Source organism: Gemella sp. zg-570, assembly GCF_018866345.1.
Taxonomy (GTDB): domain Bacteria; phylum Bacillota; class Bacilli; order Staphylococcales; family Gemellaceae; genus Gemelliphila.
Genome location: NZ_CP076443.1, coordinates 1,291,080 through 1,303,802, shown reverse-complemented (window position 1 = coordinate 1,303,802; position 12,723 = coordinate 1,291,080). Strand labels below are relative to the sequence as shown.

The following is a 12,723-nucleotide window of genomic DNA, read 5'->3' as shown; positions in this document are numbered from 1 at the left end:
TTATTAAGCAGTTAAAATAATAATTTAGATTTCTTGTAATAGGGTGAAAAATTTTATTTTTTATTAATTAAGTCTATCTTCATAAAATTTATATTTTTATAATCTTCAAGAAATAAAATTTAAAAAATTATTTCTAAAATATTAAAAATTTTTAAATTTAATTATTTTATATTTTTCCTAAGTTGCTGAAATTAAAAAAACTCTCCAAAATTTTGGAGAGTTTTTATGTTCTTTTTACTGGTCGTTTTCTAACTGGTGCAAAGTATTTTTTGAATGCTTTTTTAATATCTTCTCTTGCTACAAAGAAAAGCAGAGCAAGTACTAGGGCTAGTACTGCACTTGCCGTTAGTGACCTAAAATCTAAGTAGTGGATATATATTAAACTTGGCAGGGTACTATAAAAACCTATTGTTGTACTTCTTGTTATAAATGATATTAGCAGGAATCCTAGAATTAATACGAATACTAAATTTGGCGACAGGGCTAAGAGTGTTCCAACAAATGTTGCAACCCCCTTTCCACCTTTAAAGCCAAAAGCTATTGGCTTAATATGGCCCAAGACTACAAGCAAGATACAGATTGCTATAATTTTTGCTTCTGCATTGAAAAGTTTTAACATAATAACTATTAAAAAACCTTTAAATATATCTACTGTTGCTACAAATAAAAATGCTTTTGGGCCAAGTATGCGACCTGCATTTCTTGCTCCTATATTACCAGAACCATATTGTGAAAAGTCTTCTTTATATAAAATAGAAATTATTTTTCCACCCAGAACATTTCCCAGTAAATAGGCAAAGATAAAATATATTATATTAATTATCATAAAATTCCCTCCTTAGTGTTAAAGAATTTTTTCTTAAATGCTGTAAAAATTTCTGTTAATAAAAGTAAAAATCCTAGCAGAAATGGTATAACATAATAAGACAGTCTGTAAATAAGTATCGATGCGGCTACTATTTCGTAACTGAAACCTAAGCGTGCTAAACCTACTAAAACTAAAATATCAAAAGTTCCAACCCCACCTGGTATCATGGTTATAAGACCTGCTATTGATGCAATAACTATTATTCCAATAATTCTAAGTTCCTTGTCAAGTACAAAATCCTCCTCGAATGTGTAGAGAATTAGTAAAACTAAGAAAGCTGCATATATCCATTCAAAAAAAGAAATAATAGCAAGTTTAATAGATAAAAATTTATCTGTTTTTATTTTAGGTTTTCTTAAATTTATAAATAGATAGATAGGTAAGAATAATGACATGCTTATTAAAAAATAATAGAGACTAATATTTTTTGAATACAAATCTTCACCTGGTAAAAAACCTAAAATTACTAAGATGGATAATAAACTTATACCTGACAACATAGATATAATTATCATTCCGATAGCTACTACTAATTTTTTATTATCCTTTGAATAGGGCTTATACATATAATAACGCAAACCCGCTCCAATAAAACCGCCAAAACCTAAAATCATATTTAGGGAATTAGTCATAAAACTAATTTTAAAGATTCTTAGAGTAGATAAATTTTTGTGCATTGCTATTGCACGTAATACAAAAAAATCATACAGGGATAGTATTGCCATTCCAAATGTTCCTAGAAGAATAATTATTAAAAATTTTACCTCTCCCAAATCCAATATTAGACTTTTTACTTTTTCTAAATCTAGGGAAATAATTTCTTTTTTGAAGTAGGAATATATCATATAAAAAATAATTGAACCTACAAGTATTTGAATACACGCTTTTAGAATATTGGAATATTTATTTTTTTTATTAGTTTCCATTAAATATTCCTTATAATTAAATTTCCTTATTATGATAACATTTATTACTCTTTTTTTCAATCTTTCATAATTTTTGTAACAAAAAAGTAACCTAGCAAACTTAAATTTTTAAATCTACACTAAATATTATAAACACTAGATTTATTTGACTTTGAACTAGACATAATTTATAATAAAAAAATTAAAAATAAAATTTTAGGAGAAACAAATTAATGGCATTAACAGCAGGAATTGTAGGTTTACCAAACGTAGGAAAATCGACACTATTTAACGCAATTACAAAGGCAGGAGCATTGGCCGCCAACTATCCTTTTGCAACAATCGACCCCAATGTAGGAATTGTAGAAGTACCCGACCACAGATTAACAAAATTAACAGAACTTGTTACACCAAAAAAAACTGTACCAACTTCATTTGAATTTACTGATATTGCAGGAATAGTTAAGGGGGCATCAAAGGGAGAGGGACTAGGAAATAAGTTTCTTAGCCACATAAGAGAAGTTGATGCAATTTGTCAAGTTGTTCGTTGTTTTGAAGATGAAAATATAAGTCACGTTGCAGGTGGCGTAGACCCCATATACGATATAGAAGTAATTAATTTAGAATTAATTTTAGCTGATCTTGAGAGTGTTGAAAAACGTATCGGCCGTGTAGAAAAAATGGCTAAACAAAAAGACAAAGATGCTCTGCTAGAATTTGAAGTATTAAGCAAGGTAAGAGATATTTTAAAAGAAGAAAAACCAGCTAGATTATTAGAATTTGATAAGGAAGAAGAAAAAATAGCAAAAAATTTACATTTACTAACATTAAAACCTATGCTTTATGTTGCTAATGTGGGTGAAGATGATCTACTAGATATTGATAACAATAAATTTGTAAAATCTGTAAAAGAATTTGCCGCTGGTGAGGCTAGCCAAGTTATCGTTATTTGTGCAAAAATAGAAGAAGAAATTGCATCTTTAGAAGATGAAGAAAAGGCAATGTTTTTAGAAGAATTAGGCATTGAAGAAAGTGGGCTTGATAAACTAATAAAAGCCAGTTATTCTTTATTAGGGCTAGCAACTTATTTTACAGCTGGAGTACAAGAAGTTCGAGCTTGGACTTTTAGAAAAGGAATGCTTGCTCCAGAATGTGCAGGAATTATTCACTCAGACTTTGAGAGAGGCTTTATCCGTGCTGAAACTATAAGCTATGATGATTTACTAGAATACGGCTCTATGCTAAAAGCAAAAGAAGCTGGCAAAGTTCGCCTTGAAGGCAAAGAATACGAAGTAAAAGACGGAGATATAATGTTATTTAGATTTAATGTTTAAAAATTTATTAGTTAAAAAGATTTTTTCTGTAATATTTACTAGAAAAATCACTAAAAAATATATTCTTAAAATTTTAAAATTTCTTTTTATAATAATCGCCCCTATCTAAGGCTAAACAATTAACATCAAAATTAAATTTGTCCACAATATAGTCTAATAAGGACACATAAGGCAGACTATCGTCTAAATTTCTGCTGGGTCTAATAAATAAGCTTACAATAAAATTGTGTTTATCATGCACGTAAGTCTGGGCTAAGTCTATAAATTCTTTTCTTTATGAAGCCATACTAATAACAACTTTCTGGATTAGTCCTACTTTCTTTACTGCTTTTAGAGATAATTTTATGAGTCTAGTTAAAAAGTTTTTTTCAATAGATTCTCGTTGGCCCTTTGAGTGATTTTCTTTATAGGCATAGTTTTCTAGCCCCTTTTTCTTTTCTCTATTATAGCTCTTTTAAGTGTCTTATCGTATCAGATATTGTAATCTAATTATTAGCCTGCCATGACTCCTCTACACCTGGCTAAGCCCTACTACTTAAGGCCTGATAAAAAAAGACTGTTGACACTTTAATTTGTCAACAGTCTCAACTTTCTATAAAATCATACAACTTTATAGAAATTATTATTTTCTTTTAAATAAGGATTTTAAAGAAAGAAATGGTACATTTTTGACTATTTTATCATTACCTAAATATTCACGCATAATTTTTAATGCTTTACCAGCATCTTTGACGACAAAGTTAAAACTACCATTTTTCTTAGTGTCAACGAAAAAACCGCGAATATAACGATTATTGAAGTAAAGTTGAGCTCTTACCTTATCAATTTCTTGCCACGGAATTTGCACAAAATCATTCGGATTTTTTTCATAATAAAACTCAATTGCTTTATCACCAATTAAAATGGAACCATTTTTAGCTGTAATGCCACTGTGAAAAGAATTTGCTTTTGTTTTAAAATCTACTTTTGTATTTTGTGATGCCACCATTTCATATTATCCCTTCAGTCCTATAAAATACCTACTAAATGTCCTAAGATACCCACAATAAATAATCCGAAGATGATAATAATTGGGTTTACTTTTTTCTTCAATAACCACATACATAAGAAAGTTAATAATAAGGCTGCAAAACCTGGAACTAACTGATTCAAGTTATCTTGTAATGTTGTTACTTTTTCTGGAGAAATTGCTTTTCCGCTTGCCACTTCTCCTAAAATTCGTTGTAATTGCTCACTAGAAACGTTACCTTCTGGGAAATTCACATAGGCTCCTTCAGATAATGTTACTTTTGATATTACCGTTGGGAAGTTAATAGACGTCCAACGTTGTACTAAAATCCCCATAACAAACATCCCTAAAATAGATGCTCCTTTTGTAATAGTTTGCAATAAGCCACCAGATAAATCTTTTGTGATTTCTGAACCTTGCTTATATCCAAATTCTTGTGTATACCATAAGAATGATACACGAATAACATTCCATACAACAAAGAAGAATAATGGAGCAATAATAGAACCACCAATGGCCAATGATGCTGCAATCGCACCTAAAATTGGACGTACCGTAAACCAGAATACTGGGTCCCCAATACCTGCTAAAGGTCCCATCATACCGACTTTAACCCCTTGAATAGCAGAATCATTAATATTTGCACCATTTGCACGTTCTTCTTCTAGTGCTAATGTTACCCCTAAAATTGGAGCTGCAATATATGGATGTGTATTGAAAAATTCTAAGTGTCGTTCTAAAGCTGCTGAACGTTCTTCTTTTGAGGTATATAATTTTTTCAAGGCAGGGATTAAAGCATAGGCCCAACCACCATTTTGCATACGTTCATAGTTCCAAGAACCTTGTAAAAGTTGTGAACGAAGCATAACACTACGACGATCTTTTTTTGTTAATATTACTTTATTTTCTGTCATACTCTTACCCCTCTTAATAATCATTCAAAATATCGCCTAAAGGATCACCAGAAGCTTGTGAGCCACCTGAGCCATTTCCACCCTTTTTAGATAAATTCAAGTAGATAACAGCTAGTGCTAAACCGATAATACCTGTTGCAATCAAAGTTAATTCGTTTAACGGTGCTAATGCAAATCCTAGGAAGAAGAATGGCCATACTTCTTTTGTTGCCATTAAGTGGATAACCATTGCATAACCTACGGCTACAACAAATCCTCCACCTATTGCCATACCTTCAGTAAACCATGCAGGAAGTGAACCTAATATATTTTTTACTGTTTCAGAAGGTACAAACAGTAGTAATCCTGACGGTACCATTACACGTAATCCTTGACCTGCTAAGGCAACCAAATGCCACATTGTTACGCCTCTAAAATCACCATTTCTTGCAGCCTTATCCGCTTGATGAACAAGTCCAACAGAAACAGTTCTCATCACCATTGTCAGCACCAGTCCAACTGTTGCTAATGTAATCGCCGAAGCAATCGCTACTTGGCGTCCTGCTAAATCAAAAACACCTGCTTTTACATAAATAATTGCTGAAGCAACAGAAGCAAAGGCTGCGTCTGGTGCAATAGCAGCACCAATATTAGACCATCCCAATGCAATAAGTTGTAATGCTCCACCCAAAATAATACACTCAATTAAATGTCCCGTTGCTAATCCAACTAATGAACATGCAATAATCGGTTGATGAAATTGAAATTGGTCTAAAATACCTTCCATACCCGCTAAAAACGCTACAACGAGTACTAAAATTATTGAAATTAAATTAAAATCCATAAATTCCTCCTATTATAATGATAAGCCTTCAGATGCTTTATCAGAAATCAATTTAAATAAATCTGCTTGTTTATCTGCTGGGACTTTTCTAACATCAAATTTAACCCCTAAATCAGCTAATTTTTTATAGGTGTTGACATCTTCCTGATCAACTGATAAGGAACTACTAATAAGCACTTTTCCAACAGAGTGTGCCATAGACCCAATGTTTAATTCTTTAATATTAACACCTTGTTCAACAACCTCTAGCACATCTTGTGGATTTTCAAATAATAATAATGCCTTTGTATCACCAAAACGTGTATCTTTTGTAACTTCTACTAATTTTTTCAATGGAATAACATGTGATTTTACACCCGGAGGAGTAGCTTGTTCAATCAGCTTTTTGCGTAACTCATCTTGGGATACCTTATCAGAGACAACAATAATACGATCAGGGTTCGTTGTTTTTGTCCATGTTGTTGCAACTTGTCCATGTAATAAACGTGTATCGACACGAGCAAGGACAAATTTAATATTTCCATCACCTAGCACCGTTCCTTCAGGAATAGATCCTAGACCTTCTTCTTTTTGTGCTACTATTTGTTGTTCAACAACTGGTTGTAGTTTTTCAGGTGTTACTTTTACAGATTCTTGAGATTTTAAAAGAATCGCTTTAGCAATATCATGGGCTTTTGTCATTGTAAGACGACTTGCATAAATTTCGATCAACATGGGTAAATTTATTCCTGAAATAATCGCCCTTGTTTCTGGGGATTCTTCAAGCAAAATATTTGCCTGATTAAATGGACTACCACCCCATAAATCCACTAAAAATAATACCTCTTCAGTACCAAATTTAGCAATTGCTTTATGAAGTTTTCTCTTTAAATCTTCAGGACCCTCGTTGGGCATAAATGTAACTGCTTCGACTTTTTCTTGTTCACCAAAAATCATTGCCGCAGATTTTTTTATTCCTAATGCAAAATCCCCATGGCTTGCAATAATAATACCTACCATCAAAATACCTCCTTTAATTTTTCTTCTGAAATCATAAATAATTTCTATATTTATAATATCAAAAAAAAATATAAATGTAAATGCTTTTTTAGAAATTTGATCTTCTAAAATGCTAAAAGATGAGATAAAAATAAGAGAGCAACATAAAATCACTATAAAAATGGATTCAGAAAATGCTTGTTTTTATTTTCTGCAAAGTTGATATATTAAAATTCTATTAAATCAAGCTTTTATCCATTTTTTTCAAATTCTATTTTCAAAAAATCTTTATCTAGTAAAAATCCCTTTTAGTCTAAATGTGCCATTTTTAAATATATCTATGTATTTATAGCAAAAAAGCAAGTAGTTTTAACCTACTCGCCTATTTGGTTTGGATGCAATTAGTTCTAAATCTCCAGTCAATATAATTTTTTGTGTGCCAAATGGTAAAATAAATGAATGAGCTAAAGAGAGCTGATACTCTCTCTTATTTATTCTCATTTTTCCTGCTCCTTTTATTACAGTTACCAAATAATAGCCCTCGTCTAAGCAAATGGACATTTGTCCAGCTACTTGCCACTTCCAAAGACTAAAATAATCATTGCTCAAATAATGGTGGACATAGCCATCTTCTATATCCTGTCTAGTGTCTTTCAAAACAGGATATTGATGTGGAAATCGTGTTACATCTAAGGCTTGTTGAATATGTAAATCCCTTTTACGCCCCTGTTTATCCAGCCTGTCATAGTCATATACACGATAGGTTGTATCTGAATTTTGCTGTGTTTCTAATATCACAATACCTTTTCCAATTGCGTGAATGGTACCATGAGGCACATCAAAAAAATCACCAGCTTGAACAGGCATTTCAATAAATAAATCCTTCCATTCTTGTTTTTCAACTTTTTCTTTAAACTCTTCTTGTGTCTTAGCTGTATGGCCATAAATGATTTTGGATCCTTCTTCTGCTGAAATCACATACCAGCATTCTGTTTTTCCTAATTCTCCCTCATGTTTCAAGCCATAAACATCGTCGGGGTGGACTTGAACAGATAAGTCATCACTAGCATCTAAAATTTTTGTAAGCAGGGGGAAAGGCTCCTCTACCTTACCACCAAAATAATCTGGATATGTTTGATAAAATTTATCCAATCCCATGCCTTCAAACATTTTTGGGTAGCTAATTATTGACACGCCCTTCGGATGGGTGCTAATGCTCCATGATTCTCCTATTTTTTGACTAGGCAAGTTGAGACCAAACTCTGTTTCTAATTTGTTCCCGCCCCATATTTTTTCCTGTAAGACAGGCTTTAAAAAAATTACTTCCTTATTATCTACCATAAAGACCTCCACCTTTTTCTAATAATTTTTTGTAATAGCCTTTCCTCATCTTTACCCAAGTAATTATATCATTCCCAAGCTTTTTTCAAAAGTATTTTTATCTTAAAATGACAAAAGAAAGTAATTACTAGCCATATTTAGTAGTTTCTACTAAAGTATTATAAAGAGTATGAGCTTAAATTAATTACAATATTTATCTATTTAGCACAAAAATCTCTAAATTAGCTAGTGTTAAAATGCTTTTCAATAATAAATCCATGTGCTATATTATACTTAGCCCTAGTAGAAAAAATTAAATTCGAGAAAATAAAGTAACAACCAAGGAATTAAGAAATAATGAAAAGATATAAAAAATATAAGCAAGTAAATTTGCCCTGGTTAAAGGAAGTGCCAGAGCATTGGGAGATTAAAAAGGTGAAATTTTATTTTGAAATTACACGAGGAAGAGTAATTTCAAAAGATGAATTAGACGAAAACGGTAAGTATCCTGTATTTTCCTCTCAAACTGAAAACAACGGAATTATGGGATATTTAAATACTTATGATTTTGATGAAGTAAATTGTATAACATGGACAACTGATGGAGAAAATGCAGGAACAACTTTTTTAAGAAGTGGTAAATATAATTGCACAAATATATGTGGTATTCTATTTATAAAAAAAGAAAAAATTGAAGAAATAAACTTAGGCTATTGTAATTATATTATTGGTTTAGGAAATAAACATACCCGAAGAAAAGATATTAATGGCTATAAAATAATGAATAATGAAATGAAAAGAAATATTATTCTTATACCTCCATTACAAGAACAAACTCAAATATCTAATTTCCTTGATTGGAAGATAGGGGAGATTGATAGGTTGGTGGGGTTGGAGAAAGAAAAGTTATCAAAAATAAAATTAACTAAAAATAAAATTATAGATAGATTTATAAACTTAGAAAAAACAAAATCTATAAAGTTAAAATTTATTGGTTCTTTTATTAAAGGTAAAGGAATTTCTAGAGAAAATTTAGATAAAGAAGGAGAATATCCTGTAATTCTTTATGGTGATATATATACTAAATATAATTTTTCATTTTCTCAAATATCAAATAAAATTAATTATGATATATATAATATGTCAACAAAAATTTCTAAAAACACATTATTGTTTACCACAAGTGGAGAAACTAGGGAAGATATAGGAAAAACTGTACTTTATAGCGGGAAAGATAATGTCGCAATAGGTGGAGATATTCTTTCTTTTGTAGTCAATAATAAAGAAATTGATTCTAAATATCTAATGTATTATTTAAATTCTACTAAATCTCTTGAATATAAGTATATATATGGTAGAGGCGATATTATAGTTCATATTTCTGAACAAAAACTAAAAGAGATTAAAATCAAATATCCTAATATTGATATTCAAAGAAAAGTTGTTAATTTGATAGATAAAAAACTATCAGACATTGATAAATTTATTCTAAAAACCACTCAGCAAATAAATTACCTACAAGAACTAAAACAAAGCCTAATATCTGATGTAGTTACAGGTAAAATAGACATAAGAGATATAGAAATACCAGAGAAATATAGGAGGGACTAAAGAAAAATAAAAAGAATTTTAGAAATGTAAAAAGAAGTATAAACTTGAAAATTTTAAAATTAAAAAATAAGAAAAAACACACTAAATAATTATTATACTATTTTTAAGTTTTTTTTGTTATAATTAGAGAAATTTTAATTTTAGGAGGAATATATGTCTGAACTACTTAGAAAAGATATTAAATTAGAAGAAACATGGGACTTAACAAATATCTATGCCACAGACGAAGATTTTTGGCAAGTCTTTAAAGAAGCGGAAGAGGCTTTAGTAAATATAAAAAATAATCAAAATAAATTAAAAAATAGTGCGGCAGACTTACTAGAAGTTTTAAAAGAAAATGAAGCCTATAGCCTGCGTATTCAAACCCTATTTATTTATGCCCACTTAAAACACGACCAGGATACTACAAATCCAGTTTATAAGGAAATGTATGCCAAAACTTATGACTTGTATGTGAGAACAGATACAGAGTGGTCATTTTTAAGTCCAGAAATAATGGAAGTTGCAGAAGAAAGATTAAATTCTTATGTAGATGAATTAGGAGAACTAGAACTTTATAAATTCACTTTGGAAAAATTAAATAAAAAAAGACCCCACACTCTAGACAAGGAATTAGAAAGAATTATCTCTATGGCAGGGAGTGCCTTGTCAGCTTCGCCAGAAACTTTTTCAGCCTTAAATAATACGGATGTAGATTTTGGAAGTGTCGAAGATAAAGACGGCAAAGTTTTACCCCTGAATTTTGGAACTTACGGCAAATTTATGGAAAGTAAAGACAGAGTCTTGCGTGAAAATTCATTTAGGGCAATGTATAAATTCTATAAAGCCCATATCAACACCTTAGCTTCTACCCTGTCTGGTACCTTGAAAGCTAATAAGTATTATGCAGATACCCACAATTACAAGTCAACACGCCATGCAGCCCTGTCAAATAACCACATACCAGAAGAAGTTTATGACAACTTAGTGGCAAGTGTAAATGATAGTTTAGAAGTCTTGCACAAGTACCACAGATTGCAGAAAAAAGTTGCCAAAACAGAAGACTTTAGGCTATATGACAGGTCGGTATCCATGATAGAGGGAGAACCACCAGTTTTCACATTTGAAGAGGCAAAAAATATAGTTTTAGAAGCTGTCAAACCTATGGGTCAAGATTATGTAAATGATATGAAAAAAGCATTCGATGAACGTTGGATTGATATAAGACCTAACAAGGGCAAACGTTCAGGCGCTTACTCATCTGGAGGCTATGCTACAAGACCCTATATTTTATTAAACTATGACGACACATTAAACTATGTCTATACCCTAATTCATGAGTTGGGGCATTCAATGCACTCCTACTACACAAGAAAACACCAGCCCCAAACTTATGGAAGTTATTCTATATTCGTAGCCGAAGTTGCATCTACTTGCAACGAAGCCCTCTTGTCAGACTACCTATACAAAAAATTCAAAAATGAAGGTAATCGTGATGCCATGTTGGCAGTTTTAAATCAAGAACTATCTAACTATGTAGGAACACTTTACAGACAAGTAATGTTTGCAGAGTTTGAACATTTTATGAATAAGACTTTACAAGAGGGAGGAGTATTAACAGCAGAATTATTAAATGAAAACTACCTAGCCCTAGTTAAAAAATATCACGGCGACGCCTTTGAATATGACGATGAAATTCAATACGAATGGTCAAGAGTACCACATTTCTACTATAACTACTACGTTTACCAATATGCAACTGGTTTTTCGGCAGCCCAAGCCCTGTCTAGTCTAATCTTAGAAGATAATAAAAATGCAGCCCGATATATTGAAGAATTTTTATCAAAAGGAAATTCTAACTATCCAATAGAAGTATTAAAAAATGCTGGAGTAGATATGTCTAAGCCAGAACCTATCCAAAGAGCAATTAAAGATTTTGCTAAAAAAATTGATGAATTTGAAAAAATTTATTTTGAAAAATAAAAAAAGAGCTACAAAATTTTGTAGCTCTTTTTTACTTGAAAATTATTTTATTATTCTTTTTATGCTATAATTTTATAAAAACAGGAGAAAAAAATTATGCCAGAATTGCCAGAAGTAGAAAATATAAAAATAGGATTAAAACCAAGCGTTGTAAATAAAAAAATAAGGGATATAGAATTTTCTGATCTTGTAAAAATTTCTCATGAGCAGGGGAAAAAAGCAATAGTAAAAGATGAATTAGAATATTTTAAAGAAAAAATAAGGGGAAAGGAAATTCTAAATTTAGAGCGTAGGGGAAAATATATTTATTTTACTTTAAATAAGGGATATATGCTTACACACTTTGGGATGACGGGAGCTTATTTTCTAGTAAATGATTTATCAGAAATTACAAATAAAAATTATTACAAGCACAGACATATAATATTTTATTTCAATAGCGGTGAAAAAATGGTCTTTAGTGATATTCGACGTTTCGGAGAAGTTAGGTATCTAGAAGACATATCTTCTTTCAAACCATTTGTTAATTTAGCACCAGAACCTTTTCATAAAAAGGCCCTAGAATATTTTTTAGAAAAATTAGATAGTAAGAGATATAGGGAACAAAAAATAAAGGCCTTATTGCTACAAGGAAGTGTATTTTGTGGTTGCGGCAATATTTATGCCTGTGAAGTTCTTTACAAAGAAAAAATCAATCCCGAGAAGTTGGCAAAAGATTTAGGCTTAGATGAAAAAATAAGCTTATTTAATAGCCTAGTTCATATATTAAAATTTAGTATTAGTCAGGGGGGAAGCACCGTATCTGATTATGTCCATACTGACGGAGCTAAAGGAAATATGCAGAACTTTTTACAGATATACGGGAAAAAAGTTTGTCCCCTAGGTCATACAACAGAAAACATAAGCATTAAAACTAGGTCGACATATTTTTGTCCAATTTGTCAAAAATAATGATAAAAAACTATTTTACTGTATAAAAAATAATAGTAAAGCAATTAA

At 30.9% G+C, this 12,723-nt stretch carries 11 protein-coding genes; 4 read left to right on the top strand and 7 right to left on the bottom strand.

What is annotated here, in order from left to right; all coding sequences use genetic code 11:
• Positions 1 to 223: 223 nt before the first annotated feature.
• Complete coding sequence (locus tag KMP11_RS06380) at positions 224 to 826, bottom strand: glycerol-3-phosphate acyltransferase (RefSeq protein WP_216279767.1); 603 nt, start codon at positions 824 to 826, stop codon at positions 224 to 226.
• On the bottom strand, positions 823 to 1,794 hold the full coding sequence (locus KMP11_RS06375) for a lysylphosphatidylglycerol synthase domain-containing protein (protein ID WP_215756541.1): 972 nt from the start codon (positions 1,792 to 1,794) through the stop codon (positions 823 to 825). The genes KMP11_RS06380 and KMP11_RS06375 overlap by 4 nt, the downstream gene beginning before the upstream one ends.
• Before the next feature lie 212 nt (positions 1,795 to 2,006).
• On the opposite strand from KMP11_RS06375, the gene ychF reads away from it, so the two are divergent.
• Positions 2,007 to 3,107: a redox-regulated ATPase YchF gene (ychF, locus tag KMP11_RS06370; RefSeq protein ID WP_216279766.1), complete on the top strand. Its 1,101-nt coding sequence runs from the start codon at positions 2,007 to 2,009 to the stop codon at positions 3,105 to 3,107.
• 622 nt (positions 3,108 to 3,729) lie between these two features.
• Here the strand turns inward: ychF and KMP11_RS06365 are convergent.
• From KMP11_RS06365 to manA, 5 genes are all read right to left on the bottom strand, one after another.
• Positions 3,730 to 4,095 carry a DUF956 family protein gene (locus tag KMP11_RS06365; RefSeq protein ID WP_215756538.1) on the bottom strand — a complete coding sequence of 122 codons (366 nt, stop codon included), beginning with the start codon at positions 4,093 to 4,095 and terminating at the stop codon, positions 3,730 to 3,732.
• Positions 4,096 to 4,115: 20 nt separating this feature from the next.
• The gene (locus tag KMP11_RS06360; protein ID WP_215756537.1) at positions 4,116 to 5,030 is read right to left on the bottom strand and encodes a PTS system mannose/fructose/sorbose family transporter subunit IID; all 915 of its coding nucleotides are present in this window, start codon (positions 5,028 to 5,030) and stop codon (positions 4,116 to 4,118) included.
• 13 nt (positions 5,031 to 5,043) lie between these two features.
• Complete coding sequence (locus tag KMP11_RS06355) at positions 5,044 to 5,853, bottom strand: PTS mannose/fructose/sorbose transporter subunit IIC (protein WP_215756536.1); 810 nt, start codon at positions 5,851 to 5,853, stop codon at positions 5,044 to 5,046.
• A 12-nt stretch (positions 5,854 to 5,865) separates the two neighbouring features.
• Positions 5,866 to 6,852, bottom strand: a complete 987-nt coding sequence (locus tag KMP11_RS06350; RefSeq protein WP_216279765.1) for a mannose/fructose/sorbose PTS transporter subunit IIA — start codon at positions 6,850 to 6,852, stop codon at positions 5,866 to 5,868.
• Positions 6,853 to 7,200: 348 nt separating this feature from the next.
• A complete protein-coding gene (gene manA / locus KMP11_RS06345) occupies positions 7,201 to 8,172 on the bottom strand; it encodes a mannose-6-phosphate isomerase, class I (protein ID WP_216279764.1) in 972 nt (323 codons plus the stop codon).
• Positions 8,173 to 8,508: 336 nt separating this feature from the next.
• Between manA and KMP11_RS06340 the strand changes: the two genes are divergently transcribed.
• From KMP11_RS06340 to mutM, 3 genes are all read left to right on the top strand, one after another.
• Complete coding sequence (locus KMP11_RS06340) at positions 8,509 to 9,762, top strand: restriction endonuclease subunit S (RefSeq protein WP_216279763.1); 1,254 nt, start codon at positions 8,509 to 8,511, stop codon at positions 9,760 to 9,762.
• Between the two features lie 153 nt (positions 9,763 to 9,915).
• A complete protein-coding gene (gene pepF, locus KMP11_RS06335; protein ID WP_216279762.1) occupies positions 9,916 to 11,724 on the top strand; it encodes an oligoendopeptidase F in 1,809 nt (602 codons plus the stop codon).
• Between the two features lie 96 nt (positions 11,725 to 11,820).
• A complete protein-coding gene (mutM, locus tag KMP11_RS06330) occupies positions 11,821 to 12,675 on the top strand; it encodes a bifunctional DNA-formamidopyrimidine glycosylase/DNA-(apurinic or apyrimidinic site) lyase (RefSeq protein ID WP_216279761.1) in 855 nt (284 codons plus the stop codon).
• The last annotated feature ends 48 nt before the right edge of the window (positions 12,676 to 12,723 follow it).